At 57.1% G+C, this 25,843-nt stretch carries 27 protein-coding genes, 2 tRNA genes and 1 riboswitch; of the genes, 15 read left to right on the plus strand and 14 right to left on the minus strand.

Features of this window, described 5'->3' with window-relative positions:
- Positions 1 to 295 precede the first annotated feature (295 nt).
- Positions 296 to 493, plus strand: a complete 198-nt coding sequence (locus NQ490_RS01085) for a helix-turn-helix domain-containing protein (RefSeq protein ID WP_007046954.1) — start codon at positions 296 to 298, stop codon at positions 491 to 493.
- Between the two features lie 65 nt (positions 494 to 558).
- Here the strand turns inward: NQ490_RS01085 and NQ490_RS01090 are convergent, their stop codons facing one another.
- The gene (locus NQ490_RS01090; protein ID WP_007046955.1) at positions 559 to 849 is read right to left on the minus strand and encodes a type II toxin-antitoxin system YafQ family toxin; all 291 of its coding nucleotides are present in this window, start codon (positions 847 to 849) and stop codon (positions 559 to 561) included.
- Complete coding sequence (locus NQ490_RS01095; protein ID WP_040917696.1) at positions 846 to 1,124, minus strand: type II toxin-antitoxin system RelB/DinJ family antitoxin; 279 nt, start codon at positions 1,122 to 1,124, stop codon at positions 846 to 848. The genes NQ490_RS01090 and NQ490_RS01095 overlap by 4 nt, the downstream gene beginning before the upstream one ends.
- Positions 1,125 to 1,630: 506 nt before the next feature.
- Here NQ490_RS01095 and NQ490_RS01100 point away from each other — a divergent pair.
- Positions 1,631 to 1,825 (plus strand): helix-turn-helix domain-containing protein, encoded by a 195-nt coding sequence (locus NQ490_RS01100; RefSeq protein ID WP_040918082.1) that lies wholly within the window; start codon positions 1,631 to 1,633, stop codon positions 1,823 to 1,825.
- Positions 1,826 to 2,009: 184 nt separating this feature from the next.
- On the plus strand, positions 2,010 to 3,209 hold the full coding sequence (locus tag NQ490_RS01105; protein WP_242654987.1) for a site-specific integrase: 1,200 nt from the start codon (positions 2,010 to 2,012) through the stop codon (positions 3,207 to 3,209).
- A 177-nt stretch (positions 3,210 to 3,386) separates the two neighbouring features.
- On the opposite strand, the gene NQ490_RS01110 is transcribed toward NQ490_RS01105, so the two are convergent.
- From NQ490_RS01110 to NQ490_RS01155, 10 genes are all read right to left on the minus strand, one after another.
- Positions 3,387 to 3,463: transfer RNA gene (locus NQ490_RS01110), tRNA-Arg, on the minus strand.
- A 526-nt stretch (positions 3,464 to 3,989) separates the two neighbouring features.
- A complete protein-coding gene (locus NQ490_RS01115; protein ID WP_007046961.1) occupies positions 3,990 to 5,600 on the minus strand; it encodes a potassium/proton antiporter in 1,611 nt (536 codons plus the stop codon).
- Between the two features lie 74 nt (positions 5,601 to 5,674).
- Positions 5,675 to 5,758, minus strand: a tRNA-Leu gene (locus NQ490_RS01120).
- Positions 5,759 to 5,806: 48 nt separating this feature from the next.
- Positions 5,807 to 6,535, minus strand: coding sequence for a class D sortase (locus NQ490_RS01125; RefSeq protein ID WP_007046962.1), 729 nt, complete (start codon positions 6,533 to 6,535; stop codon positions 5,807 to 5,809).
- A 9-nt stretch (positions 6,536 to 6,544) separates the two neighbouring features.
- A complete protein-coding gene (locus NQ490_RS01130) occupies positions 6,545 to 7,102 on the minus strand; it encodes a Fe-S-containing hydro-lyase (protein ID WP_040918087.1) in 558 nt (185 codons plus the stop codon).
- Complete coding sequence (locus NQ490_RS01135) at positions 7,102 to 7,299, minus strand: hypothetical protein (RefSeq protein ID WP_007046964.1); 198 nt, start codon at positions 7,297 to 7,299, stop codon at positions 7,102 to 7,104. The genes NQ490_RS01130 and NQ490_RS01135 overlap by 1 nt, the downstream gene beginning before the upstream one ends.
- 2 nt (positions 7,300 to 7,301) lie before the next feature.
- Positions 7,302 to 8,141, minus strand: coding sequence for a fumarate hydratase (locus NQ490_RS01140; RefSeq protein ID WP_040918089.1), 840 nt, complete (start codon positions 8,139 to 8,141; stop codon positions 7,302 to 7,304).
- Positions 8,142 to 8,146: 5 nt separating this feature from the next.
- Positions 8,147 to 9,322 carry an NAD(P)-dependent malic enzyme gene (locus NQ490_RS01145; RefSeq protein WP_007046966.1) on the minus strand — a complete coding sequence of 392 codons (1,176 nt, stop codon included), beginning with the start codon at positions 9,320 to 9,322 and terminating at the stop codon, positions 8,147 to 8,149.
- A gap of 17 nt (positions 9,323 to 9,339) precedes the next feature.
- Positions 9,340 to 10,542, minus strand: coding sequence for a cation diffusion facilitator family transporter (locus NQ490_RS01150; protein ID WP_007046967.1), 1,203 nt, complete (start codon positions 10,540 to 10,542; stop codon positions 9,340 to 9,342).
- A gap of 72 nt (positions 10,543 to 10,614) precedes the next feature.
- Positions 10,615 to 11,907: an adenylosuccinate synthase gene (locus tag NQ490_RS01155; protein WP_040917697.1), complete on the minus strand. Its 1,293-nt coding sequence runs from the start codon at positions 11,905 to 11,907 to the stop codon at positions 10,615 to 10,617.
- 251 nt (positions 11,908 to 12,158) lie between these two features.
- On the opposite strand from NQ490_RS01155, the gene NQ490_RS01160 reads away from it, so the two are divergent.
- Genes NQ490_RS01160 through NQ490_RS01170 form a run of 3 tightly spaced genes read left to right on the plus strand, consistent with a single transcriptional unit; the run spans position 12,159 to position 15,211 of the window.
- Positions 12,159 to 13,445, plus strand: a complete 1,287-nt coding sequence (locus NQ490_RS01160) for an O-acetylhomoserine aminocarboxypropyltransferase/cysteine synthase family protein (RefSeq protein ID WP_007046969.1) — start codon at positions 12,159 to 12,161, stop codon at positions 13,443 to 13,445.
- A 36-nt stretch (positions 13,446 to 13,481) separates the two neighbouring features.
- On the plus strand, positions 13,482 to 14,411 hold the full coding sequence (gene metA / locus NQ490_RS01165) for a homoserine O-acetyltransferase MetA (RefSeq protein ID WP_007046970.1): 930 nt from the start codon (positions 13,482 to 13,484) through the stop codon (positions 14,409 to 14,411).
- Positions 14,412 to 14,422: 11 nt separating this feature from the next.
- Positions 14,423 to 15,211, plus strand: coding sequence for a glycosyltransferase family 2 protein (locus NQ490_RS01170; protein ID WP_007046971.1), 789 nt, complete (start codon positions 14,423 to 14,425; stop codon positions 15,209 to 15,211).
- Positions 15,212 to 15,249: 38 nt separating this feature from the next.
- A riboswitch (ZMP/ZTP riboswitch) is annotated at positions 15,250 to 15,332 on the plus strand.
- A 30-nt stretch (positions 15,333 to 15,362) separates the two neighbouring features.
- Here the strand turns inward: NQ490_RS01170 and NQ490_RS15435 are convergent.
- Positions 15,363 to 15,410, minus strand: coding sequence for a hypothetical protein (locus NQ490_RS15435; protein ID WP_407084119.1), 48 nt, complete (start codon positions 15,408 to 15,410; stop codon positions 15,363 to 15,365).
- Between the two features lie 11 nt (positions 15,411 to 15,421).
- On the opposite strand from NQ490_RS15435, the gene NQ490_RS01175 reads away from it, so the two are divergent.
- Complete coding sequence (locus NQ490_RS01175) at positions 15,422 to 17,047, plus strand: formate--tetrahydrofolate ligase (protein WP_407084120.1); 1,626 nt, start codon at positions 15,422 to 15,424, stop codon at positions 17,045 to 17,047.
- A 66-nt stretch (positions 17,048 to 17,113) separates the two neighbouring features.
- Here NQ490_RS01175 and NQ490_RS01180 read toward each other — a convergent pair whose 3' ends face one another.
- Entirely contained in the window at positions 17,114 to 17,644 is a 531-nt protein-coding gene (locus NQ490_RS01180; RefSeq protein WP_007046974.1) for a hypothetical protein, read from the minus strand.
- A gap of 421 nt (positions 17,645 to 18,065) precedes the next feature.
- Here NQ490_RS01180 and purE point away from each other — a divergent pair, with 421 nt between their 5' ends.
- The 8 genes from purE to purD all read left to right on the plus strand — a co-directional run bounded on the left by purE (position 18,066) and on the right by purD (position 25,835).
- Positions 18,066 to 18,563, plus strand: a complete 498-nt coding sequence (gene purE / locus NQ490_RS01185; protein WP_007046976.1) for a 5-(carboxyamino)imidazole ribonucleotide mutase — start codon at positions 18,066 to 18,068, stop codon at positions 18,561 to 18,563.
- A gap of 91 nt (positions 18,564 to 18,654) precedes the next feature.
- Positions 18,655 to 19,368 (plus strand): phosphoribosylaminoimidazolesuccinocarboxamide synthase, encoded by a 714-nt coding sequence (gene purC, locus NQ490_RS01190; protein ID WP_007046977.1) that lies wholly within the window; start codon positions 18,655 to 18,657, stop codon positions 19,366 to 19,368.
- A gap of 26 nt (positions 19,369 to 19,394) precedes the next feature.
- Entirely contained in the window at positions 19,395 to 20,867 is a 1,473-nt protein-coding gene (purF, locus tag NQ490_RS01195; RefSeq protein ID WP_147644673.1) for an amidophosphoribosyltransferase, read from the plus strand.
- 64 nt (positions 20,868 to 20,931) lie between these two features.
- Positions 20,932 to 21,975: a phosphoribosylformylglycinamidine cyclo-ligase gene (purM, locus tag NQ490_RS01200; protein WP_007046980.1), complete on the plus strand. Its 1,044-nt coding sequence runs from the start codon at positions 20,932 to 20,934 to the stop codon at positions 21,973 to 21,975.
- The gene (purN, locus tag NQ490_RS01205) at positions 21,972 to 22,565 is read left to right on the plus strand and encodes a phosphoribosylglycinamide formyltransferase (RefSeq protein ID WP_007046981.1); all 594 of its coding nucleotides are present in this window, start codon (positions 21,972 to 21,974) and stop codon (positions 22,563 to 22,565) included. Before purM ends, purN begins: the two co-directional genes overlap by 4 nt.
- Positions 22,566 to 22,569: 4 nt before the next feature.
- Complete coding sequence (locus tag NQ490_RS01210; RefSeq protein WP_007046982.1) at positions 22,570 to 23,304, plus strand: IMP cyclohydrolase; 735 nt, start codon at positions 22,570 to 22,572, stop codon at positions 23,302 to 23,304.
- Positions 23,305 to 24,486, plus strand: a complete 1,182-nt coding sequence (locus NQ490_RS01215; RefSeq protein ID WP_007046983.1) for a phosphoribosylaminoimidazolecarboxamide formyltransferase — start codon at positions 23,305 to 23,307, stop codon at positions 24,484 to 24,486.
- A 62-nt stretch (positions 24,487 to 24,548) separates the two neighbouring features.
- Complete coding sequence (purD, locus tag NQ490_RS01220; RefSeq protein ID WP_007046984.1) at positions 24,549 to 25,835, plus strand: phosphoribosylamine--glycine ligase; 1,287 nt, start codon at positions 24,549 to 24,551, stop codon at positions 25,833 to 25,835.
- The last annotated feature ends 8 nt before the right edge of the window (positions 25,836 to 25,843 follow it).

Below are 25,843 nucleotides of genomic sequence, written 5' to 3' on the forward strand. Positions count from 1 at the left end.
ACGGCTTATACCAGTGCCTTTTGGCGTCCCTGAGAGGATTTTGAACCTCCGGCCTACCGCTTAGGAGTTTGGCGTGACCAGTGATGTACGGACCAGATGTAACTTCCCATTATTTCTCTTTCAAAACATATCTCTGGGTACAAGGTTTTTGTGATGAAACTTGCACAAAAGGCCGCATCATGACGCGCTTTTTAAGGCGTCCTATTAGCAAATTCTTAGCAAGAATCAGCTTGGATGCGGTGCGGCTCTTCTCACTTCAAGCTTTGTTGACCGAGCAAATCATGGAGGTTAAACAATGGAAAATCATGAAAAGCGTCCGCTGCCGGAAGCGCGCACTTACACCGTAGAAGATGTGGCTGCCATGCTCAACATTGGGCGCACATCGGCCTATACGCTGGTAAAGGAAGGTCACTTCAAGACCGTGCGCATTGGTACGGCAATCCGGATCTCTAAAAAGTCGTTTGACGAATGGCTGGAGAAGTTGGAGTTGTAAAGCAAATCGTTGAATATTCAAAGGGCCGCCGTAGACTCAAAACTACGACGGCTCTTTCGTATCAGTTACTTTCCAAACAAATCACTATGGGTCCCTGTACGGGTCAGGGTTAGTACCAAAACATCATCCTCAACCCGATAGACCAAGAGCCAATCGGGTAGGATGTGACATTCTCGATGTCCGACCCAGTTGCCGGTAAGTGCGTGATCCTTGCTTTTCTTCGGCAATGTCTCTCCCGCAGCCAAGAGCATAATGATCCGCTCCAGCAATTCAATTTTCAGGCCGCGTTTCATCGCCAGCTTGTAGTCCTTTCGGAATTGCGTGGTGAACTTGACCACATATTTTGTCTGGCTCATTTCTTCAAATCCGCAAACATCTCATCCACATCGGTGTACCCCTTTACAGACGGATCCTTTGCAATCCTTTCCGCCTCCAGCATGGCAGCAATCGTTTCCTTGTTGGGTTGATTCAAATTGATCTCAAAAGGGATCCCGCCCTCCCGAAGAGACTGCCGGACAAAGATGTTGAATGCGGTGGACAGGTTCATGCCGAGTTCGGCAAACAGTGCGTCAGCCTGTGCTTTCAGTTCAGAATCCATACGAATACTAATATTGGTAGTAGAACCGGCCATAGAATCATCTCCTTCCTACTGGCACTTTTATTATACGCAATTTGCACGAAGAAAACAATACAACGCACGAAAATTTACAAATATTCTATGTCTATAAGAATCAGGAGATTGATCTCATTTCATGTAGTACAGCCTCTTTGCATGACCTTTTCGACCTTTTGTGCATAATTACCTCGATTTTGCTGAATCAGATAACATCGCCCATAATGAAATGACACGATGTGCCTCATATAGAAAAGACGCGAAATACAGCTTGGACTTAGGAGTTTGGCGTTTCTTTTGGTACGATATACCCATCATAACTTCCCATTATTTTTGATTCGTTATGACATTGTGTGGTCACTGGTCAATCTGCACAAAAATCCGTAAAATGCCGCCTCGTTATGGCCTGTTCAGAATGTCAAATTAGCAAATTCTTAGCACGGATGATGGCAGAAAGCCCCTTCGCCACAAGGAAAATCAGATAGGCATAGTCAAAATGCCTACGAAAAATGGGAGGCAAAATTATGAGTACATCGCAGGAAAAGAAGCTGCCTAGCAACAGAACCTACACCGTGGATGATATTGCCGCAATCCTTGGCATTGCAAAATCCACCGCATACCGACTGGTAAACTCCGGAGAGTTCAAAACAATTCGCATCGGTTATGCGATCCGCATTTCCAGAAAGTCGTTTGAGGACTGGCTTAAGATGGAGGAATAAATAAGATGATAGGATTGCCACAGCGGTTTCGCTCGCAAAACAAAAATCGTTTTAAAAAGAGTTCACTTTAAGTATTTTTTACTTTTTTTACCAAGACGCATTGAAGCGTAAGGCGGAGGTAGAGAACCAGCAGTTCACGAGAACTTTTCTCCCGCCCACCGATCAGACCATTGCGGAGTTCCTTTTGGACTTTGTTTCGCTCTATGGTGAAAAGCGGTGGGGCGTATCCATGTACGACAGCCAAAACTCGCTGATCTCCAACTACATCAACCCCATTATTGGAGATTTGAAGGTCCAGGAGGTCACGCCGCGAGTAGTGGACAAGTACATCCAGACTTTGCAGAAAACCCCCGCTGTTTCCACGAAGATGCACAAAGCAAAAACGCAATATGTAACGAACCAAACGATTGAGAAAATCATCAAACTTCTGCGTTGTGCTTTTAAGCAAGCTGTCCGCTGGGAGCTGATTGCCAAAAATCCTTTTGACAATGTTATCCTGCCGAAGAGCGAATATAAAAAGCGGGACATTTGGGATGCGGGAATGATTCGTACCGCCTTAGATCAGTGTACGGACAGCAAACTCTATGTGGCTATGAACCTCTCTTTTGCCTGCTCGTTGCGTATGGGCGAGATTCTGGGACTGACCTGGAGCAACGTCCACATCTCCGATGAAGAAATTGCTGCTGACAACGCCTATGTTTACATCGACAAGGAACTGACACGGGCCTCCAAGCGGGCCATCGAGATGTTGGGGCAAAAGGACATCTACCATGTGTTCACGCCTTTATTTCCCAACACCAGCACAAGAGTCATCTTGAAAAAGCCAAAGACCGATTCCAGTATCCGCAAGGTGTGGCTTCCCAAGACCCTAGCTTACATTTTGCGAGAATGGAAAGCCTCCCAGGATGAACTTCGGGGATTTCTCGGTGACGAGTATCAGGACTACGATTTAGTGGTGGCACTGCCCAATGGTCGGCCTTGCGAGGATCGTATCATCCTGAAGGAATTTGAAAAGCTGCGCGAGAAGGCCGGACTGCCCAGAGTCGTTTTTCATTCCCTCCGACATTCCAGCACGACCTACAAGCTGAAACTCAACCATGGCGACCTGAAGGCCACTCAGGGCGATACGGGACACGCAGAGATCGACATGATTACCAGCGTGTATGCTCATATTCTGGACGAGGACCGCAAGATCAACGCCCAGAAGTTTGAGAGTGCCTTCTACGCAAATCCCGACTTGCGTTCGCTTCGTCCCCCAGAGGAAGAAAAGGAACCGGCACCCGCCGCATTGGATTTGGAGGCCCTGGTGGAACAGCTTCGCAAGTCGCCGGAACTGGCAAATACTCTGGCGGCGCTGCTCTCGGCAACACCCGGCAGCAAATGAGTCCGAAAAATCGAATTAGCAGGGACTCGATTTTTCTTAGCAAGCGCGTGTAAACCGTTCAAATCCAATTAGCAAGCATACAACAAAATTGAATGGGAATTCTCCCTTTGCTATACGCTTTTTGCTTAAAACAAAAACCGCTGCAAACCAGCGAAAAACGGCTTACAGCGGTTGTTTTGGCACCCCCGGCGAGACTCGAACTCACTACATTCCGCTTAGGAGGCGGACCCTCTATCCCGGTGAGGTACGGGGGCTTATACAACAAATATTCAATTTTCGGGCTCAACAGGATTCGAACGAACTGCCGCTTAGGAGGCGGTCGCTCTATCCAACTGAGCTACAGAGACTCATTTTGTGAAACATCCGGATGTTGGGTTCAAGGCAACTTATTCTCAGGACATTTCAAAATCTTTTCTGTAAACGGGGCAAACTTTTTTCCCATTATGTCTAACGTTGCTATTATAGCCAATTTCTTTGCGAAATGCAAGCTACCTGCCGGCGGTTCCAGAGGAAGACAAACAGCTGGATTTCTTATCCATCATGTGGACACCTTTTGTTGTTCCTGACGCGGGGACTTTCCAATCCACGAAATCGTTTTTCTTCGTACGATTTCGTGCAGGCGGACATCTTCTCATAAAACCGTTCCAGACGCTTCCCGCTCAGTTACCGGCGGTGTAGGCGATACCGATCTGTCAGAGACTATGCCACTTTCCCTCTGCGAAATTCATCAGACAAGGTATAGGGCCGCACACGCTGTGCGGCCCTATTCACTCCCTGCTTTCACATTGTGTCGCCTATTGGCACCGATTCCGCCAGAACCAGGGTATCCCCCGGTTTAATCACTGTGCGTCCGGTAGGAATCATCGTTTCCACACCACGTTTGATCAGAATGACCAGCCGTCCTTCCGGCACCGGCAGTTCCGCCAACGCCTTATTTGCCCATCGATCACTGCGTTCCACATTTACCTCATGAAGAGAGATATGCTCCCGATCTTCGAAAGCACGGGCGGCCAGCACCAGAAGATCCCCTGCGCACAGGGTTGTGGCACCATCCGGGACGATGGTCTTTTCCCCTCGTACAATCATTGTCACCAACAGTTCCGGCGGCAGTGCAGCCTCCCGTAAGGTATGGCCACACCAGGGGTGTCCGGCGCCCAAATGGATTTTGATAAAATCCACATCGCTTTCCGCCTGATAGTCGTTGAAAGTCTTAGCCACATCTTCATTATCGTCGATCATACCAAGGTAACGTGCTGCTTTCGGCAGCAACGTTCCCTGCAATGCGATGGAAAACAGCACAATACAAAACACCAGATTGAAGAGATTGTCGCGGGTCTGCACACCGCTGAGAACCGCCGAAATGGCAAACACAATGGAGGCAGCCCCTCGCAGCCCTGCCCAGGAAACGATGCCAATCTGTTCCCGGCGCGCCCGGAACGGCAGCAGCAGTGCCGTAACCACTGCCGGCCGCGCCACAAATGTAAGGAATAGCATAATTCCCAGCGCCGGCAGCAACAATGCCGGCAGCTCCGTCGGCGTGACAAGAAGTCCCAGCAGGAAAAATATGATCACCTGCGAAACATCCGTGAGAACATCAAAAAAATGAACCAGATATCGTTTTTGGGAAAGTTTTGTGTTTCCGAGCAAAATGCCGCAGAGATAGACGCTGAGGTATCCATTTCCGCCCAGCACGGCAGGCAGAGCGTAGGCCAGGAGCATTACGGCAAAAAGCAAAACCGTCCGGTTCTGCTGGGATTCCAGAAAGCTCTGCCGCAACAGCCATACAGTCCCCTTTCCCACCAAAAATCCGCACAGCAGGCCTAAACTGATCTGCTGCAGCAGCACCAGCGGAATGGAGACCTGCTGCCCCGCCATAAGTGAGAGGGTCACGGTTGTCAGCATATAGGACATCGGGTCATTGGAGCCGGATTCCACTTCCAGCAGAGAGTCCGTATGGTATTTGAGCGCCAGCTTGTTGGTGCGAAGTATATTAAACACGGAGGCCGCATCGGTGGAAGAAATCACCGAGCCGATCAGCAAGCTTTCCAGCCAGGGCAGTCCCAGAGCAAAATGTGCAAAAATCCCCACTGCACCGGCGGTCGCCGCCACACCTGCCGTGGAGAGCAAAACAGATTGCGCCAGAACGGGACGTGCAGCCTGCAGGTTCGTTCCAAATCCACCGTAGAACATGATAAAAATCAAACTGACCGAACAGATCAGATTGACCGCCGCGTAGTCGTTAAAGACAATGCGAAACACTCCGTTTTCTCCAAAGCAGATACCCAATGCAATAAAAATCAGCAGAGAGGGCACCGGGATTTTCTCAATAAGGCGGTTCATCAGGATGCAGATCAGAATCACGGCGCCAGCCAGCAAGATTGCTTCGTTCACGGAAAGTTCCTCCTTTCAGATGATATAAAAATCGCGCCGCGATATCATTCCGGTATCGCAGCGCGATATAAACATGGTGCGGCTAACAGGACTTGAACCTGCACGTCGTGGACACTGGACCCTAAAACCAGCGCGTCTGCCAATTCCGCCATAGCCGCATAACACAAATTAGTGTAACAACTTTGGCGGGCTTTGTCAATGGCAGGTCACTGCGGAATCACACCGTCGGCATCCGCTTCTACCGGATCGGCGTATACGGCGTAGCGGCGGTCTGTGTGGGTCAGAATGCCGAAAGGATAACAGGTATAGAGGATACAGCTGGGCTCTTCGGCTCCCCAGCGAACCTTATCAATGTCGGTTTCGTAAATGACCTGCATCTCGGTGATTTCATAGACGAAATTGCCCCAGTCTGTATCCAGATAGATGCGATCCCCCACCTGCGCCGAGCCAAGATCCGCAAAGTAGGTACCGGTATGTCCGCCGATGAAGACCGTCCCGTTTTCGCCGGGAAGCACACAGCCATCCGCCGCATGGCACCCGGCGCCTGCGTCAAACTGGGCGTTGCTGTCTCCCCAGTACAGATCGCAGTCGATTTGGGTTCCTTCTACCCGGACAGTTCCCAGCTTGTCGCCATATTCCACATTTTCGTGGGCTGCCGCAGCATCGGCGACCTGTTGCCTCCGGAGATTCGCAGCCTCCTCCGCCAGACGCCGCTCTTCTTCCTGTCGTGCCGTCTCTGCAGCGGCTTCCTCGCGGGCAGCCTGTTCCGCAGCGGCCGCTTCTGCCGCCTGCCGGGCTTCCTCTTCCCGCTTCTGCCGGACGGTATCATTGGCGTGCCATGCCAACTCAACCGCAACAACTATGCTGACTACCAGTGCCGCCGCACAGCCCAGCAGGCAGCGGCACAATTTCGGATGGGATAGGATCTGTTTCATATAGACAACTCACTGTAAAGAGGCCAGGTAAGCGGCCGGACCGCTTTCATAAAGGTCTCCACCATGAGGATCCAGCAGTACCGTCAGCGGGAAGTCCTTCACCACCAGACGGCGCACCGCCTCACAGCCGAGATCCGGCCAGGCAATAATTTCACAGCTTTCCACGCTGCGTGCCATGAGCGCGCCGGCACCGCCGATTGCCGCCAGATAAACTGCACCATTTTTCACCACAGAATCCTTCACTGCCTGGCTGCGCTTTCCTTTGCCAATCATGCAGGCAAGCCCCAGATCCAGCAGCCGCGGCGTATAGGCATCCATGCGGCCGGAGGTCGTAGGCCCCGCCGCGCCGATGGCACAACCGGGACGCTCCGGCGTGGGGCCCACATAATAGATCGCAGCCCCCTCGATGGGGAACGGCAGTTCCCTGCCTGCATCCAGCAATTCCATCATCCGTGCATGGGCGGCATCTCGCGCCGTATATACTACGCCGGAAAGCAGCACCGTATCCCCCGCGTGCAGCGGTGCCAGGTCAGATTTTTGAAGCGGGGTCTGCAAAACGTACTGCATCAGCATCCTCCCTGTTCCCGCGCCCGACGGCGCATTTCCTTGTATTCCTCGTGATGACGGTTCACAAATTCAAATTCCTTGTCGGTAATACTGGCAGCCCCTTGGTCCCCGTCCAGCGGAATATCAATGCTGCTGCGGACCGGACGACGCTTTTCCCCCACGCCGTCCAGGGAAATATCAATTTTACTCTTGCCCATCCTTACACCTCCCGGCTGGCCCGCCGCGTTACATGACAGCTCATGTTGACGGCCACCGGCAGACAGGCCACATGGGTAGGCCGCTGCTCAATGGAGACTCCCAGGCAGGTGGTCGCCCCACCGAACCCCTGCGGACCAAATCCTGTGGCGTTGATGGCATCCAGCAGTTCCTGCTCCAGCGCGGCATAGTACGGGTCGGCGTTGGGCTGGTCCAACGGGCGCAGCAACGCCTTTTTGGCCAGCGCAGCACAATGATCGAAGCTGCCGCCAATTCCGATGCCCAGCACGATGGGCGGGCAGGGATTGGCCCCTGCCTGCTTCACCGTCTCTAATACAAAATCCTTGACACCTTGTACTCCATCGGCGGGCTTGAGCATGGCCAGACGGCTCATGTTCTCGCTGCCAGCGCCTTTGGGTGCCACGGTGATTTTGCAGCCGCTGCCCGGCACCAGGTGTACTGTCAGAAAAGCCGGCGTATTGTCCCCCGTGTTGACACGCTGCAGCGGGTCCGCCGTGATGGACTTGCGCAGGTACGCCTTCTCATACCCACGGCGCACACCTTCATCTACCGCAGCGTTCAAGTCACCGTCGATGTGTACATCCTGGCCCAGTTCCAAAAAGACGCAGGCCATACCGGTATCCTGACAGATGGGCAATTCCTGTTCCGCCGCCACGCAGAGGTTTTTCTGCAGAAGGCCCAGCGTTTCCTTGGCCAACGGCCAGGGCTCCGCAGATTCCGCCCGGTCCAGTGCTGCTTTGACATCGGTGGGCAGACTGGTGTTGGCTTCAATACACAGCGCCTCCACGGCGTCCCGGATGATGTCAGCGCTCAGTTCCCGAATGTTGCTCATACCCGTGCCACACCGCTTTCCCGGGCCGCCTGGGCTACCGCCGCTGCCACCGCTTCGGGCACACGGGGATCAAACGCCTTGGGCAGAATGTTTTCCTCGTTCAGCTCTTCATCGGGAATCAGACCGGCAATGGCCTTGGCGGCTGCCATCTTCATGGCCGGGTTGATGTCCCGTGCCCGCACCGACAGCGCGCCCTTGAAAATGCCCGGGAATGCCAGGACGTTGTTGACCTGATTGGGGAAATCCGAGCGGCCGGTGCCGATGACCCGGATACCCGCTGCCTTCGCCTGGTCGGGCATGATCTCCGGCGTGGGGTTGGCCATGGCAAAAACAATGGCGTCAGGGGCCATCGTCGCGGCAAGTTCCGGCGTCAACGCCCCCGCAATGGAAGTTCCGATAAAGACGTCCGCACCGCGGATGGCTTCCGCCAGACCGCCGCTGAGTTTTTCAGGGTTGGTTTCCTCCGCCAGCTTTGCCTTATGACCGTCCAGTCCTTCGGGGCGACCCGGCACCAGAATGCCATGTTCATCCACGGCAATAATATGCCTGGCCCCCGCCACCTGCAGCATATGAATGATGGCAGTTCCGGCGGCACCGGGGCCATTTTGCACAATGCGCACATCTTCGATGCGCTTGCCCACCACTTTCAGGGCATTGAGAACGCCGGCCAGCACAATGATGGCCGTACCGTGCTGATCGTCATGGAAGACCGGGATATCCAGATCCCGTTCCAGTTCTGCCTCGATTTCGAAGCACTCCGGGCTGCGGATATCTTCCAGATTGATCCCGCCGAAAGTAGGTGCGATGGCCTTGACGGCCGCAACCACTTCCTCCTTGGTTTTGGCATTCAGGCAGATGGGGAAAGCATCCACACCGCCGAATTCTTTGAACAGCACACATTTGCCCTCCATAACCGGCAGGCCGGCTTCGGGGCCGATGTTGCCCAGGCCCAGTACCGCAGTACCGTTGGTCACCACAGCCACCGTCCGGCCCTTGAGCGTGTAGGTGTAGACGTCGTCGGGGTTGGCCACGATCTTGCGGCAGGGTTCGGCTACGCCCGGCGTGTAAGCCGTAGAGAGCGCGTCCTTATCCTTGCAGGGGACCAGACTCTGCACCGTCAGTTTGCCGGGGCCTTTGGCGTGCAGTTCGAGAGCGGCTTGATTGTAGTCCATATGTTTTCCTCTTTCCCTTAGTTTTCCTTATGTACGGAAGGTGCGTACTCAGGTTCCAGTTTGATGACGCAGAAATGATCCGGCCATTTCTGCTGTACGGCGGTGCGCAGGCCCGCCACCAGTTTGGCGCCGCGGCGCTGTTTGTCGGCAATATATTCTGCCGGAACTGCGCAGTCAAAAATCACGTTGGTATGGGAGGGTCCCGGCACAATGCGCAGGTCGTGGATGTTGGCTTCCGGCTCCAGTTCCGCCACCTTTTCCGCCAGGAAACGACGGATCTCATCCACATGGGCGTTGCCGGTCACGATGGGATCATAGTGGATCGTGGCAATCATCCCGTCCTGCACCAGAAGATCCTTCTCAATGGTATCAATGACGTCGTGGCTCTGCATCACATCCCCTTTTGCATCCATCTCGATATGGAAGCTGACCAGGCGGTTGCCGGGACCATAGTCATGGATCATCAGGTCATGGATACCGAGTACACCGGGATAGCCCAGCGCCTTTTTTTCGATGTGCTCCACCAGTTCCGGGTCCGGAGCAGCGCCAAGGATCGGGTCAATGGTATCCCGCACCAGCTGGATGCCGCTGTACAGGATGAACGCCGCCACGCCCAGGCCCATGATGCCATCAATGCGGTTAAAGCCGGTCACAAACGTCAGCACCGAGGCCACCAGAACCGTAGCCGTGGTGATCACATCGTTGCGGGCGTCCGCAGCGGTAGCCATCAAGGTTTCGGACTGGATGGTACGGCCGATTTTGCGGTTCAGCACGCTCATCCACAGTTTGACAAGGATGGAGGCGACAAGCACGGCCACCGTCAGCCAGCCGAACTGCACATCGGTGGGATGCAGTACCTTGGCAAAACTCTCCTTGAACAGTTCCACGCCGATGACAAGTATCATCACCGAAACCGCCAGCCCCGCCAGGTATTCATACCGGGCATGACCGTAGGGATGCTCGGAATCCGCGGGGCGCGAGCCCAGTTTGAAGCCCACGAGACTCACAAGGTTGGAACTGGCATCTGACAAGTTGTTCATGCCGTCTGCGGTAATGGAAACACTGCCTGCCAGCGTGCCGACAGCCGTTTTTCCGGCGAAAAGCAGCAAGTTACAGACGACGCTGACAATACATGCCAGATTGCCGTAGGCCGTGCGCACGGCACGGTTGGCAGTGTTCTCATGATTTTTGATGAAAGTACGGATCAGCAGATCTACCAACCCGTTCTCCCCCTTTCAGAAAACGGCGGACCCCAAAAGTCCGCCGTCGTTTGGATTCTTCAGATGTAAAAATCAGTCACGGACGATGCAGGCATCGCGCTCGGGACCAACGGAAATGTACTTGATCTTGCAGCCCACCAGCTCTTCCAGGCGCTTGACGTAGTTCTGCGCCTCGACGGGCAGATCCTCGAACTTGCGCACGCCGGTGATGTCGCAGTGCCAGCCGGGCATCTTCTCCACTACAGGCTGGGCATCATCCAGCGTCTTGCCCATGGGGAAACGGGTGGTCAGGCTGCCGTCGGACAGACGGTACTGGGTAACAATGGGCACTTCCTCCATGTAGTCCAGCACATCCAGCAGGGTTACCGCCAGTTCATCACAGCCCTGGCACTGGACGCCGTAGCGGCTGGCCACTGCGTCGAAAGGACCGACGCGGCGCGGACGGCCGGTGGCTGCGCCATACTCATGGCCGTGCTCACGCAGGACGTTCTTTTCCTCCTCGGTCATGGCCAGCTCGGTGGTGAAGGGGCCTTCGCCGACACAGGAAGAATAGGCCTTCATGATACCGATGGAGAGGTTCAGCTTGTGGCCAGGGATCCCTGCACCGATGGGCGCGTAGGCACCGATGGTGTTGGAAGAAGAAGTATAGGGATAAATGCCGAAATCGATGTCGCGCAGAGCCCCCAGCTGGGCCTCGAACATGATCTTCTTGCCGGCCTCATCCGCCTCAGCCAGATACTGGCCCACATCGCAGATGTACGGAGCAAAGACCTTGGCGTAGTGCTCGCACCAGGCCCACATTTCTTCAACACTGACGGGCTTCTGGCCATAGATGTTCACCATGGTCAGGTTCTTGGACTCCACAATGGTGGCCAGGCGCTTTTTGACGCCCTCATCCATATGGCACAGATCCCCCATGCGCAGCGTCTTCTTCATGTATTTGTCGCCGTAGGTGTAGGCGATGCCGCGCTTGGTGGAACCGAACTGGGCACCGGTCTTGGACAGACGTTCTTCCTCCAGACCGTCCTGGGCGACATGGAACGGCATGGTGATGGTGGCGCGGTCAGAGATTTTCAGGTTGGCCGGGCTGATCTCGATGCCCTTCTCGGTGAGGGAGGCGATCTCCTTCTCGAGATGTTCGGGGTCAATGACCATGCCGCCACCCATGACGCAGACGACCTCGGGACGCAGAATGCCCGACGGGATCAGGTTCAGAATGAACTTGCCGCGTTCGTTCTTGACGGTGTGGCCGGCGTTGTCGCCGCCCTGATAGCGCGCAACAATGTCATAGTCCTGGCTGAGCAGGTCCACCATGCGGCCCTTGCCCTCGTCGCCCCAGTTGATACCGGTGATTGCAGTAAGCATACTTTTTACCTCTTTTGCAGTTTCCTTCGGCATTTCAGCCTTTTCCGGACTCCCCGGGATCCGCTGCCGTTGTTTATTATAACACACTCCCCAGGGGATTTCCATACCCGTTTTGCTCCGGATTCGGATTTTCTCGACTGGTGGCCGGGGTTTTCCTCTTGATTTTACCGCGGCAACCCCTTACAATAGAAACTAATTCATAAAAAACGGATGCGGGCCAGTGACCCGCTCATAAAAAGGAGCGGAAAAGTATGAGTCAGAATTATTCCATCAATACCCTGTGCGTACAGGGCGGTTATCATCCCGGCAACGGCGAACCGCGCCAGATTCCCATTGTGCAGAGCACGACCTTCAAGTACGACAGTTCCGACGAGATGGGCAAGCTGTTTGACCTCGAGGCCAGCGGCTATTTCTATTCCCGCCTGCAGAACCCCACCTGCGACACCGTCGCCGCCAAGATTACCGAACTGGAAGGCGGCACCGCGGGTATGCTGACCAGCTCCGGTCAGGCAGCCAACTTCTTTGCACTGTTCAACCTCTGCAACGCAGGAGACCACATCGTTTCCTCCAGCTCCATTTACGGCGGCACATTCAATCTGATCGCCGTCACCATGGCCAAGATGGGCATCACCGCCACCTTTGTCTCCCCTGACTGCACTGAGGAAGAGCTGGACGCCGCCTTCACCCCCAACACCAAGGTAGTCTTCGGCGAAACCATCGCCAACCCCGCCCTGACCGTGCTGGACATTGAAAAGTTTGCTGCCGCGGCCCATCGCCACGGCGTGCCCCTGGTAGTGGACAACACCTTTGCCACGCCGGTCAACTGCCGTCCTCTCTCCTGGGGTGCCGACATCGTGACCCACTCCACCACCAAATACATGGACGGCCATGGCGGCTGCGTGGGCGGTGCCATCGTGGACGGCGGCAAGTTTGACTGGATGGCCCATGCCGACAAGTTCCCCGGCCTGACCACCCCCGACGAGAGCTATCACGGCATCACCTATGCCGAGCGCTTCGGCAAGGAAGGCGCCTTCATCACCAAGGCGACCGCCCAACTGATGCGCGACCTAGGCTGTGTGCAGAGCCCTATGAGCGCCTACATGCTGAACCTGGGCCTGGAAAGCCTGCATGTGCGGATGGCCCGCCACTGCGAGAACGGTCAGGCTGTGGCTGAGTTCCTGGCTTCTCATCCCAAAATCGCCTATGTGAACTACTGCGGTCTGCCCGGCGACAAGTACCACGCCCTGGCCCAGAAGTATCTGCCCAACGGCTCCTGCGGCGTCGTCAGCTTTGGCGTCAAGGGCGGCCGTGAGGCGGCTGCCAACTTCATGGCCCATCTGAAAGTGGCCGCCATCGAGACCCATGTGGCCGATGCCCGCACCTGCTGCCTGCATCCCGCGAGCAGCACCCACCGCCAGATGAACGATGAGCAGCTCATCGCCGCCGGCGTACAGCCCGATCTGGTCCGCATGAGCTGCGGTCTGGAGGACAAGCGCGACCTCATTGCCGACATCGAGCAGGCACTGGCGCAGATCTGAGCGTTTCCAAGGAAGTCTTGAAAAGGGAGCGATTCTATGCCGCTGATTATCCCCAAAGAACTGCCCGCCTATGACGAGCTTTCCCGGGAAAATGTCTTTGTCATGCACCGCGAGCGTGCGCAGAGTCAGAACATCCGTCCTCTGCGCATCCTGATTCTCAACCTGATGCCCACCAAGATCGTCACCGAGACCCAGCTGGCCCGTCTTCTGGCCAACAGCCCGCTGCAGGTGCAGATCACCCTGCTGAAAACTGCCACCCACGATGCGTCGCATACCTCCCCTGAGCATATGCAGGCGTTTTACAAGACCTTTGACGAGATCAAGAATGAGCGGTTTGACGGCATGATCATCACCGGTGCGCCGTTGGAAGATCTGGACTACCAGGACGTGGACTACTGGGACGAGCTGTGCACGATCATGGACTACACCAAGAAAAACGTCTATTCCACGATCCACCTGTGCTGGGGTGCCCTGGCAGGACTGTATTATCACTTTGGAATTCCCACGGTGCATCTGCCGCAGAAGATGTTCGGTGTCTTTGAGCACCGGGTGACCCGTCCTTCCAATCCGCTGGTGCGCGGTTTCGACGAGGTATTTTACGCGCCTCACAGCCGGTGGGCCGGCCTGGACCGGGCCGCCATCGATGCCTGTCCCGATCTGCGCATCCTGGCGGAGAGCGACGTGGCCGGGCCCATGCTGCTGTCCACCGAATCGGGCCGTCAGATCTTTGTCATCGGGCATCCCGAGTATGACAAATACACGCTGGATGCCGAGTACAAGCGCGACGTGGCAGCCGGCAAGCCCATCAACATTCCCTGCAACTACTACCCCGACGACGACCCCAGCCGGGATCCTTTGTTCCGCTGGCGTGCCCACGGGTATCTCTTGTACACCAACTGGCTCAACTATTACGTTTATCAGGACACCCCCTATGATCTGAGCCAGCTTGAAGCCCTGAAGAAGTAAGGAGTTCCGGCATGGCCAAAATCAGCGCCTGCATTGTGGCGTACTGTGATTATGACGAAGTCTGCGCCGCAGTGCGCAGCATCCTGCACTACACCCCTGCCCCCGACTTTGCCCTGTACGTGGTGGACAACGGCAGCCCCGACGGCTGCGGAAAGGAGCTGGCTGCCACCGACTTCGGCGACGCCCGTGTGACGGTGCTGCCGCTTCCGGAAAACATCGGCTTCGGGAAGGGGCACAATGCCGTGCTGGACCGTCTGCAAAGTGATGTCCATTTCATTCTGAATCCCGACATTCTGCTGACGGAGGACATTCTGGAACCCATGGCCGACTGGCTGCTGTCCGTTCCGGGAGCTGCCATGGCCACCCCGCAGCTGCACTACCCCGACGGACGGTTGCAGCATCTGCCCCGCCGAAAGCCGACGCCCTGGCTGCTGCTGGCCCGCCAGCTGGCGCCCAAATGCAGCGGACCTTTCCGCAAAGCCGACGACCACTATACCATGCAGGACGAAGACCTGACCGTCCCCCGGCGCATCGAGTTCTGCACCGGCAGCTTTATGGCGGTGCGCACCGACGTCCTGAAGAAGATTGGCGGGTTTGATCCGGCCTATTTCATGTATGTGGAGGACGCCGACCTCACCCAGAAGGTTCTGCAGGAAGGCACTGTCTGGCTGGCGCCGCAGTTTTCCGCCGTACATGCCTGGCACCGAGCCCCCATGCGGGACGCCGGCAAGTTCAAGATGCAGCTCATCAGTATGGGCCGTTATTTCCGGAAATGGGGCTGCGGAAAAGGCAGCGTTTGAGTCTTGACAAACTTCGCCCGAATATGCTACAGTAACGATAGCAGGCTGCTGACCGACGGATTTGTGGGGATTACCACAGGGAAGGCAGCCGAAGAAAAAGCCGACCGTCTGGGCTGCATGCACTGAAGCAGGTGTATGCAGCCCTTTGTTTTTACCACACAGGAGGAATTGCGTATGTTGAGCGATATCGAAATTGCACAGGCTGCCGAAATGAAGCCCATCACCGAGATCGCGGCCAAGCTGGGGCTGCAGGGGCAGAGCGTCATCCCCTACGGTCACTACAAAGCCAAGATCGACCACAAACTGGCCAAGGGCGACGGTCCCGAGGGAAAACTGATTCTGGTCACCGCCATCAGCCCCACCCCCGCCGGTGAAGGCAAGACCACCACCAGCGTCGGCCTGGCGGATGCCATGAACGCCCTGGGCAAAAAGACCATGCTCTGCCTGCGTGAACCTTCCCTGGGTCCCGTCTTCGGCATCAAGGGCGGCGCAGCCGGCGGCGGCTATGCCCAGGTCGTTCCCATGGAAGACATCAACCTCCATTTTACCGGCGACATCCATGCTATCGGCACCGCCAACAATCTGCTGGCAGCCATGATCGACAACTCCATCCAGCAGGGCAATCCGCTGAACATCGACCCCCGCCGCATTACCTGGAAGCGCTGCATGGACATGAACGACCGTCAGCTTCGCTTCATCGTGGACGGTCTGGGCGGCAAGGTCAACGGCACGCCCCGTGAGGACGGCTTCGACATCACCGTTGCCAGTGAAGTCATGGCCATCTTCTGCCTGGCCACCGACCTGGAAGACCTGAAAGCGCGTCTTTCCCGCATCGTCTGCGCCTATACCTATGACGGCAAACCCGTCACCGCCGGTCAGATCGGCGCTGCCGGTGCCATGACTGCCCTGCTCAAAGACGCCCTGGATCCCAACCTGGTCCAGACCCTCGAGCACAACCCCGCCATCATCCACGGCGGTCCCTTTGCCAATATCGCCCACGGCTGCAACAGCGTCATCGCCACCAAGCTGAGCCTGAAACTGGCCGACTATGTGGTGACCGAAGCCGGTTTCGGTGCCGATCTGGGTGCTGAAAAGTTCCTGGACATCAAGTGCCGCTATGCGGGCCTGCATCCTTCCGCTGTGGTTCTGGTCGCCACCGTGCGTGCACTGAAATCTCACGGCGGTGTTGCCAAGGCCGATCTGAGCAAGCCCAACGTCGAGGCCGTCAAAGCCGGTTCGGTGAACCTGGCCCGCCATATCGAGAATATGCGCAACTTTGGCCTGCCGGTCTGTGTGGCCATCAACGCCTTCCCCACCGACACCAAGGAAGAGATGGATGCCATCTACGAAGTCTGCGAAAAGGCCGGGGTACCCTGCGCTCTCTCCGAAGTTTTCGCCAAGGGCGGCGAGGGCGGCAAGGCTCTGGCTGAGACGGTTCTCTCCATCCTGGATGACAACGCCAAGGTCAACTACACCTACGACCTGAGCGCCTCCCTGCCGGAAAAGATCGAGGCGGTTGCCAAAAAAATCTACCGTGCCGGTGGAGTATCCTACAGCGCCGCCGCCCAGAAGACGCTGGACGAACTGGCCGCCATGGGCTACAGCGATCTGCCGGTCTGCATCGCCAAAACCCAGTATTCCTTCAGCGACAACGCCAAGCTCATCGCCGCCCCGGAAGGCTTCACCCTCAACGTGCGGGAAGTTCGTCTGTCCGCCGGCGCCGGTTTCGTGGTGGTCGTCTGCGGCAGTATCATGACGATGCCTGGCCTGCCCAAACATCCGGCGGCCATGGACATCGACGTGGATGTGCACGGCAAGATCACCGGTCTGTTCTGATTGTTTCCAAGATACAAAAAGGAGTCCGCCTGTGGGCGAACTCCTTTTTTTGTTTTTGCAGGCTTTTTACCGGGATGTTTCCTCATCCCCCAGCTCATGGCCCTCCTCGGGGGCGGGCGTATACAGATGCGCCACATCGGGGGCCAGCTGACCGCCGGGCAGCTTCTGACCAAAGGACGGCACAAAGAAGAACCGCCGGATGATAAAGATCAGCGCGATGGCTGCCACGCTCACCAGGTTCTGCACCGCGTCCTCATGACCAACGATCATATTGCGGGCAATGGCGTAGAGAAGCACTTCCAGCACGCTGCCGGGGCTGTGCTTGGCCAGCATCTTGATGAACTCGATGCCGATGACAATATCCAGTGCACGGGTCAGGAACTCATACACCTCCACCTCGTTGCCGTCCACAATCAGACCGGGCATCCACTGCACCAACGGCACAATGCTGAACAGCAAGCCCACCAGCACGATGCCGGAAAGCACTACTTCCAGAATGCCGGCCGCTTCCGCAATCTGGTCCCGGAAGATTCGCTTGACGCGCTCCTCCTTGCCGTGCAGGGCGGTATTGCTCAATCGATTTTTCTGCTGTTCCATGGATACTGTTCCTCTCTTTAGGGGATGATTTGTCATATTATACCATATCTGTTCCCGTGATGCCATCCCCTTCTTTTGACCGCTTTGTTCCTCGATTTCATAAAGTCATACCTTTGCCATTTTACCTCCATCAAAAACGACAAAAAGCGCCCGGGGAAAACTCTTTTCCGCCGTTTTTTGGCTGAAAAAGCGGTCGCCATCTTGCTTTTTTACCGTTTACGCCTTACACTGATTTTACAAGGGTACTTTACTTCTTATAAAGGGGGATCTTCCGTGCAAGACTCAATGCTGTGTCTTGGAGTTTTTCACGGGTTCTTTGTACCCCGCATGCCGTATTCGTATATCCAAACAGCGCAGTGTACCGTTTTGCCGGCCACTGCGCTCTTTTCGTCTGGCGTGTAATCAGGAAAGGAACTTACCAATGAAAAAAGTAGCCATCATCATGGGTTCCGACAGCGACTGGTCCGTCGTCAAAGGAGCCTGCACCGTTTTGAAGGATTTCGGCGTCCCGTATGAGGCGCACATCCTCTCAGCCCATCGTACGCCCGAGGCCGCTTCGGCATTTGCCAAGGCTGCCCGTGCCAATGGATACGGTGTCATCCTGTGCGCCGCCGGCATGGCCGCTCATCTGGCCGGCGCTTTCGCCGCCAACACCACCCTGCCGGTGGTGGGCATCCCCATGAAGGGCGGCGCTCTCGACGGCCTGGATGCCCTGCTGGCCACCGTACAGATGCCCAGCGGCTTCCCTGTTGCCACTGTGGCGCTGAACGGTGCCAAGAACGCAGCGTACCTGGCCGTGGCCATCCTGGCCGTGGCCGATGAGGATCTGGCCGCCAAGCTGGACCAGTTCCGTGCCGACACCGCTGCAGCCATCGCCAAGAAGGATGCCGCCATCGCCGCCGAAGCCGCCGCGATGTAAACAAATTCTTGCACACCGACACAAAACGGGGTACAATGGAATTGCGATTGTGCACTCGTTTTTATACATTACATAAAAGGGAGCGTTTATCATGAAATACGAAGTCAAAAAGCAGATGTACGAAGGCAAGGCCAAGCAGGTTTTCGCGACCAGCGATCCCAGCATCGTGATGGTCCACTATAAGGACGACGCCACTGCTGGCGACGGTGAGAAGAAGGGTACCATCCGCGACAAGGGCATCGTCAACAACAAACTGTCCAACGCCCTGATGCAGAAGCTGGAAAAGGAAGGCATCCCCACCCACTATGTGGAGGAGATCAACGACCGTGACACCTTCGTAAAGAAGGTCGAGATCGTACCTCTGGAGGTCATCATCCGCAATGTTGCCGCCGGCCACTTCAGCCTGCGCATGGGTGTGCCCGAGGGTACTCCTTTCAAGACCCCCATCCTGGAGTTCAGCTACAAGAATGACGATCTGCATGATCCGTTCATCAACCACTACTACGCCCTGGCGCTGGATCTGGCCACCCAGAAAGAGATCGACACCATCACCAAGTACTCTTTCAAGATCAATGAGATCCTCAAGAAGATCCTGCTGGATGCCAACATCCGTCTGATCGACTTCAAGCTGGAGTTCGGCCGCCTGCCCGATGGCACCATCATCCTGGCCGATGAGATCAGCCCTGACACCTGCCGTTTCTGGGACGCCACCACCGGTGCCCATCTGGACAAGGACCTGTTCCGCCGCGACATGGGCGGTGAGGCCGATGCCTACCAGGAAGTCATGAAGCGCCTGCTGGGCTGATCTGAGAAAACGGAGCAGAAAGCGGAATGAGTGAAATTTCCCAATATACCGAATCACTGCACGAGGAGTGCGGTGTCTTCGGCATCTATGACAAGACCGGCGAAACCGACATGGTCAGCGCCGTATACAGTGCGCTGTACGCTCTGCAGCATCGCGGGCAGGAAAGCTGCGGCATTGCGCTGAATGTGGACGGTGTGCTTTCCGGGCATCGCGACCTGGGACTTGTGAGCGAAGTCTTTACCAAACGCGTACTGGAAGAACTGCCCCACGGCGCCAAAATGGCCACCGGCCACGTGCGTTACGCCACCGCCGGCCAGCGCAGCCGTTCCAACGCCCAGCCGATGATCCTCCATCACTGCAAAGGCGCCATGGCCGTCTGCCATAACGGCAATCTGGTCAACGCCCCCAAGCTGCGCCGCAAGCTGGAGATGAGCGGTTCCATCTTCCACGGTACTTCGGACACCGAGGTCATCGCCTACCTGCTGACCCAGAACCGTCTGCTGACCCCCAACATCGAGATGGCCGTCAGCCGTACGATGGATGAGATCGAAGGCGCTTACAGCCTGGTCATCATGACCCACACCAAGCTCATCGCGGCCCGGGATCCCCACGGGTTCCGCCCGCTGTGCATCGGTGAGTTGCCCAACGGCAGCGGTTATGCCTTTGCCAGCGAGTCCTGTGCGCTGGACGCGGTCGGTGCCAAGTTTGTACGGGATGTTCGTCCCGGTGAGATCGTCATCGCCGACCACGATGGTCTGCGCTGCATCGACACTCACTGCGGCACCGCGCCCCACACCATGTGTGTGTTTGAGTACATCTACTTTGCCCGCCCTGACTCGGTGCTGGAAGGCACCTGTGTCCACGAGGCCCGGCTGCAGGCCGGTCGTTTCCTGGCGCAGGAGCATCCGGTGGAAGCGGACGTGGTCATCGGTGCACCGGACTCCGGCCTGGACGCCGCCCTGGGATATGCCCAGGAGAGCGGCATTCCCTATGGCATCGGCTTCATCAAGAACAAATATGTGGGCCGTACCTTCATTCAGGGCAGCCAGGCTCAGCGTGAAAACAGTGTGCGCATCAAGCTCAACGCCATTGAATCCACCGTCCGCGGCAAGCGCGTGGTTCTGGTGGACGATTCCATTGTGCGCGGCACCACCAGTGCCCGGACCATCCGCCTGCTGCGGGAGGCCGGCGCCAAAGAGGTACATTACCGCATCAGTGCGCCGCCCTTTGCCCACCCCTGCTACTTCGGCACCGACATTCCCGACGAGAAGCAGCTGATCGCCACCGGTCACACCGTGGAGGAGATCAACAAACTGGTGGGTTCCGATACGCTGGGCTATCTGAGCATCGAGCATGTGCAGCAGCTGGCCATCCACAGCCACTGCGGCTTCTGCACCGGCTGCTTCACCGGTCAGTATCCGGTGGATCCCCCGGAAGAGACGATGGATATCGTCTACGACAAGCCCTTGAGCACGTCCAATCCGAACAAAAAACTGTGACCGGTCCGCGGCCCCTGCGCCGCCTCCGCGTCTTTTGCAACTACACCCGATAGGAGTAACCGACATGGAAAAAAGCTATTCTGCCAGCTACGCCGCTGCCGGCGTGGACATTACGGCCGGCTACCGCTCCGTCGAACTGATGAAGCAGTATGTGGCCCGCACGATGACCGAGAACTGCATCGGCGGTCTGGGCGGCTTCGGCGGCCTGTTTGAGCTGGACTGCTCCGGCATGGAGCATCCGGTCCTGATTTCCGGCACCGACGGTGTCGGCACCAAACTGCGCGTGGCCCAGTACATGAACAAGCACGATACCATCGGCATCGACTGCGTGGCCATGTGCGTCAATGACGTCATCTGCGCTGGTGCCAAACCGCTGGTGTTCCTGGACTACATCGCCTGCGGCAAGAATATCCCGGAAAAGATTGCAGAGATCGTCAAGGGCGTGGCCGAGGGCTGCGTCCAGGCCGGCTGCTCCCTGGTGGGCGGTGAGACCGCTGAACATCCCGGCATGATGCCTGAGGAAGAATACGATCTGGCCGGCTTTACCGTCGGCGTGGTGGACAAGAGCAAGATCCTCGACAACTCCACCATGCAGCCCGGCGACGTCATTCTGGCGCTGCCCTCCACCGGTGTGCACTCCAACGGTTTCTCGCTGGTGCGCAAGATCTTTGACATCGACAATCATCCCGAAGTGCTGGACAAGACCTTCGACGATATGGACAAGACCCTTGGTGAAGCTCTGCTGGCTCCTACCAAGATCTACGTCAAGCCGGTACTTGCCCTGATGGAGCAGGTCACTGTAAAAGGCGTATCCCACATCACCGGCGGCGGTTTCTATGAGAACATCCCCCGCAGCCTGAAGAAGGGTTGCGCTGCCCGCATCGCCAAGGCCGATGTGCGCACTCCTGCCCTCTTCAGCGTGCTTGCCAAGGAAGGCAACGTGCCCGAGCGCGACATGTTCAACACCTTCAACATGGGCGTCGGCATGACCATTGTGGTCGCCGCCGAGGACGCCGACAAGGCCCTCGACATCCTGCACACCCACGGTGAGGAAGGTGCTTACCGTCTGGGCACTATCGTGGAAGGCGACGGGGTGGAACTGGTATGAAGCGTGTAGCTGTACTGGTTTCCGGCGGCGGCACCAACCTGCAGGCCCTGCTGGAAAGCGAAGCCCGCGGCGAAAATCCCAATGGCAAGATCGTGTTGGTGGTTGCCAGCAAACCCGGCGTTTACGCGCTGGAACGGGCCGCCAATTTCGGCGTGGAAAGCACAGTGGTGGCTCGCAAGGAATACGCCGACAGTGAGGCCTTCGACACGGCCCTGCTGGACACCCTGCAGAGCCATCAGATCGACGTTGTGGTGCTGGCCGGATTTCTTTCGGTGCTGGGTCCGCGCGTCATTGAGGCCTACCGCAACCGGATTCTGAACGTTCATCCCAGCCTGATCCCCAGCTTCTGCGGTCCCGGTTTTTACGGTCTGCGTGTGCACGAAGCGGCGCTGGCCCGGGGCGTGAAGGTAACCGGTGCCACCGTGCATCTGGTCAACGAGGAATGCGATGGCGGCCCCATCCTGCTGCAGAAAGCGGTAGCGGTGCAGCCCGGCGACACCCCCGAAGTGCTGCAGAAGCGCGTGATGGTGGAAGCCGAATGGAAACTGCTGCCGCAGGCTTTGGCTATGGTTTGCAACGACGAGGTGTAAAGCAATGAAGAAGAATCTGTACAAATATCTTGCCGGCAACGAGTACCCCGGCCGCGGCATTGTGCTGGGCCGTACCCCCGATGGTGAAAAGGCTGTAATTGCCTACTGGATCATGGGGCGCAGTGCCAACAGCCGCAACCGTGTATTCGAGGCGATCCCGGGCGGCATCCGCACCGTGGCGGCAGATCCTGCCAAACTGGAAGATCCCCATCTGATCATCTACAACGCGGTGCTTACCCCCCGGGAAACCACCGTCGTCACCAATGGTGATCAGACCGATACCATCGTCCATTTCATGAACGAGAATCTCTTCCCCGGCTACAGCTTTGAGGCTGCCCTGGCTACCCGCACCTATGAGGACGACGCCCCCAACTTCACGCCGCGCATCTCCGGTGTGGTGGATATGCGCAGCGGCGCTTACAAGCTGTCCATTGTCAAGAGCTGCGAGGGCAACGCCGCCAGTGTGCAGCGCCAGACCTTCGATTATCCCCAGCCGGTGGCGGGCGAGGGCCATTTCATCAGCACCTATCTGAAAAACGGCTCCCCCATTCCCAGCTATGCAGGCGAACCCATGCGGATCACCATCGACGAAAACGACGGTGCTGAATTTGCCGGCAAGCTGTGGGAGTCCCTCAACGAGGACAACAAGGTCAGCCTCTTTGTGCGTACCATCACGCTGGAGACCGGCGATTACGAAGATACCATTCTGAACAAATACAATGCGGTGGAGGGTGAATAAATGAAAGAATTTCAGCTGAAATACGGCACCAACCCCAACCAGAAGCCCGCTCGCATTTACATGGCGGACGGCAGTGAACTTCCGGTCGAGATTCTGAACGGCCGTCCGGGCTACATTAATTTTCTGGACGCCTTCAACTCCTGGCAACTGGTGCGCGATCTGAAAAAGGCGCTGGGTATGCCTGCGGCGGCCAGCTTCAAGCATGTCTCCCCTGCCGGTGCTGCCATCGGCCTGCCGCTGGATGACACCCTGCGCGCCATGTACCATGTTGCTCCTGATGCGGAACTGAGCCCTCTGGCCTGCGCCTACGCCCGTGCCCGCGGTGCCGACCGCATGTCCAGCTTCGGCGACTGGATCGCACTTTCCGATGTCTGTGATCTGGCTACCGCCAAGCTCATCCAGCATGAGGTCAGCGACGGCATCATCGCTCCCGGCTACGACGCCGATGCCCTGGAAGTTCTCAAATCCAAGAAGAAGGGCAACTACAACATCGTGGCCATTGATCCCGACTACGAGCCCGCCAAGCTGGAGACCCGCACCGTATTCGGTGTAACCTTTGAGCAGGGCCGTCAGGATCTGGACATCTCCGACGCCACCATGCTGCAGAACATCGTCACCGAAAACAAGGAGATCAGCGCTGAACAGCGCCGGGATCTCATCATCAGCCTGATTGTGCTGAAATACACCCAGTCCAACAGCGTCTGCTACGTGCAGGACGGCCAGACCATCGGCGTGGGCGCCGGCCAGCAGAGCCGCATCCACTGCACCCGTCTGGCGGGCCAGAAAGCCGACAACTGGCAGCTGCGCCATATGCCCAAGGTGCTGAACCTGCCTTTCCGGGAGGACATCTCCAAGCCCAACCGCGACAATGCCATCGACGTTTACATCGGTGATACGCCGGAGGATGTGATCGGCGACGATGTCTGGGCTGAGACCTTCACCGAGCAGCCCGCTCCCCTCACCGCAGAGGAAAAGCGCGCCTGGCTGGATAAGGTCACCGGCGTTTCCCTGGGCAGTGATGCCTTCTTCCCCTTTGGCGACAACATCGAGCGCGCCCGCCGCAGCGGCGTGACCGCCATTGTACAGCCCGGTGGGTCCATCCGCGACCAGCAGGTCATTGATACCTGCAACCGTTTCGGTATTGCCATGGCTTTCTGCGGCATCCGGCTGTTCCATCATTAAAAATCGCACTTGCCTGCGGCGTTTTTTCGTCGCGGGCAGTTGTGCTGTCAAAGGAGTTCAGTATGAAGATTCTCGTTGTTGGCGGCGGCGGGCGTGAACACGCCATCATCCGCGCGCTGAAACAAAGTCCCCAATGCACCGAGATCTGGTGCGCTCCCGGCAACGGCGGCATCAGCTACGATGCCCACTGCAAGGCCATTCCTGCCACGGATGTGGATGCCATGGTCGCTTTCGCCAAAGAAGAAGCCTTTGATTATGTGGTCGTCGCCCAGGATGATCCCCTGGCGCTGGGCATGGTGGACGCTCTGGCCGAGGTTGGCATCCCGGCTTTCGGTCCCGACAAGGCGGCTGCCCGTATCGAAGCCAGCAAGGTGTTCAGCAAGAACCTGATGCAGAAATACGGCATTCCCACCGCCGATTACGCAGTGTTTGATGATCCCGCCAAAGTCATTGCCTACGTGGAGGAGAAGAACAAATACCCCGTGGTCATCAAGGCCGACGGTCTGGCGCTGGGCAAAGGCGTTCTGATCTGCCAGAACCACGAGGATGTGACGGAGGCCGTGAAGGAGATCATGCTGGACAAGAAGTTCGGCGCTTCCGGCAACCATGTGGTGGTGGAAGAGTTCCTTACCGGCCCCGAAGTCAGCGTGCTGTCCTTCTGTGACGGCAAAACCGTCAAGCCGATGGTCTCCAGCATGGATCATAAGCGTGCGCTGGACGGCGACCAGGGCCTGAACACCGGCGGCATGGGTACCGTGGCCCCCAACCCCTACTACACCCAGGAAGTGGCTGACCGCTGCATGAAGGAGATCTTCCTGCCCACAGTGGCCGCCATGCAGGCCGAAGGGTGCCCCTTCAAAGGCTGCCTCTACTTCGGCCTGATGCTGACGCCCAATGGCCCCAAAGTCATCGAGTACAACTGCCGCTTCGGCGATCCCGAAACCCAGGTAGTTCTGCCCTTGCTGGAAAGTGATCTGCTGACCATCATGCAAGCCACCACCAACGGCACTCTGGCGGAAACCGAAGTCAAGTTCCGCAACGGCGCCGCCGCCTGCGTCATTCTGGCCAGCGGCGGGTATCCCCTCGCCTATGAAAAAGGCAAGGAGATCACCGGTCTCTCTGAGGGTCAGCTGCCCGGCTGTGCCGATGTAACGGTCTACCATGCCGGTACGGCCCTCAAGGACGGCAAGCTGGTCACCAACGGCGGCCGCGTTCTGGGTGTGACTGCCACGGCAGACGCACTGCCCGAGGCCCTGAAAAAGGCCTACGCCGCCAGCGAAAACATCCATTTTGACAAACTGCACAAGCGCAGCGACATCGGTGCCCGCGCACTGGCTGCCATGCAGTAACCGGGAGG

Origin of the sequence: Subdoligranulum variabile (assembly GCF_025152575.1) — a bacterium.
Classification (GTDB): Bacteria; Bacillota; Clostridia; order Oscillospirales; family Ruminococcaceae; genus Gemmiger; species Gemmiger variabilis.

Coding starts and splice junctions, on each gene's coding strand:
- purC (WP_007046977.1), top strand. CDS start 18,655: ATGAAATACGAAGTCAAAAAGCAGATGTACGAAGGCAAGGCCAAGCAG.
- NQ490_RS01095 (WP_040917696.1), bottom strand. CDS start 1,124: ATGGCCGGTTCTACTACCAATATTAGTATTCGTATGGATTCTGAACTG.
- NQ490_RS01180 (WP_007046974.1), bottom strand. CDS start 17,644: ATGGAACAGCAGAAAAATCGATTGAGCAATACCGCCCTGCACGGCAAG.
- NQ490_RS01090 (WP_007046955.1), bottom strand. CDS start 849: ATGAGCCAGACAAAATATGTGGTCAAGTTCACCACGCAATTCCGAAAG.
- NQ490_RS01085 (WP_007046954.1), top strand. CDS start 296: ATGGAAAATCATGAAAAGCGTCCGCTGCCGGAAGCGCGCACTTACACC.
- NQ490_RS01155 (WP_040917697.1), bottom strand. CDS start 11,907: ATGCTTACTGCAATCACCGGTATCAACTGGGGCGACGAGGGCAAGGGC.
- NQ490_RS01215 (WP_007046983.1), top strand. CDS start 23,305: ATGAAAGAATTTCAGCTGAAATACGGCACCAACCCCAACCAGAAGCCC.
- NQ490_RS01145 (WP_007046966.1), bottom strand. CDS start 9,322: ATGGACTACAATCAAGCCGCTCTCGAACTGCACGCCAAAGGCCCCGGC.
- metA (WP_007046970.1), top strand. CDS start 13,482: ATGCCGCTGATTATCCCCAAAGAACTGCCCGCCTATGACGAGCTTTCC.
- purD (WP_007046984.1), top strand. CDS start 24,549: ATGAAGATTCTCGTTGTTGGCGGCGGCGGGCGTGAACACGCCATCATC.
- NQ490_RS01135 (WP_007046964.1), bottom strand. CDS start 7,299: ATGGGCAAGAGTAAAATTGATATTTCCCTGGACGGCGTGGGGGAAAAG.
- purN (WP_007046981.1), top strand. CDS start 21,972: ATGAAGCGTGTAGCTGTACTGGTTTCCGGCGGCGGCACCAACCTGCAG.
- NQ490_RS01175 (WP_407084120.1), top strand. CDS start 15,422: ATGAAGCCCATCACCGAGATCGCGGCCAAGCTGGGGCTGCAGGGGCAG.
- purF (WP_147644673.1), top strand. CDS start 19,395: ATGAGTGAAATTTCCCAATATACCGAATCACTGCACGAGGAGTGCGGT.
- NQ490_RS01170 (WP_007046971.1), top strand. CDS start 14,423: ATGGCCAAAATCAGCGCCTGCATTGTGGCGTACTGTGATTATGACGAA.
- NQ490_RS01160 (WP_007046969.1), top strand. CDS start 12,159: ATGAGTCAGAATTATTCCATCAATACCCTGTGCGTACAGGGCGGTTAT.
- NQ490_RS01210 (WP_007046982.1), top strand. CDS start 22,570: ATGAAGAAGAATCTGTACAAATATCTTGCCGGCAACGAGTACCCCGGC.
- NQ490_RS01100 (WP_040918082.1), top strand. CDS start 1,631: ATGAGTACATCGCAGGAAAAGAAGCTGCCTAGCAACAGAACCTACACC.
- NQ490_RS01130 (WP_040918087.1), bottom strand. CDS start 7,102: ATGCAGTACGTTTTGCAGACCCCGCTTCAAAAATCTGACCTGGCACCG.
- NQ490_RS01125 (WP_007046962.1), bottom strand. CDS start 6,535: ATGAAACAGATCCTATCCCATCCGAAATTGTGCCGCTGCCTGCTGGGC.
- purM (WP_007046980.1), top strand. CDS start 20,932: ATGGAAAAAAGCTATTCTGCCAGCTACGCCGCTGCCGGCGTGGACATT.
- purE (WP_007046976.1), top strand. CDS start 18,066: ATGAAAAAAGTAGCCATCATCATGGGTTCCGACAGCGACTGGTCCGTC.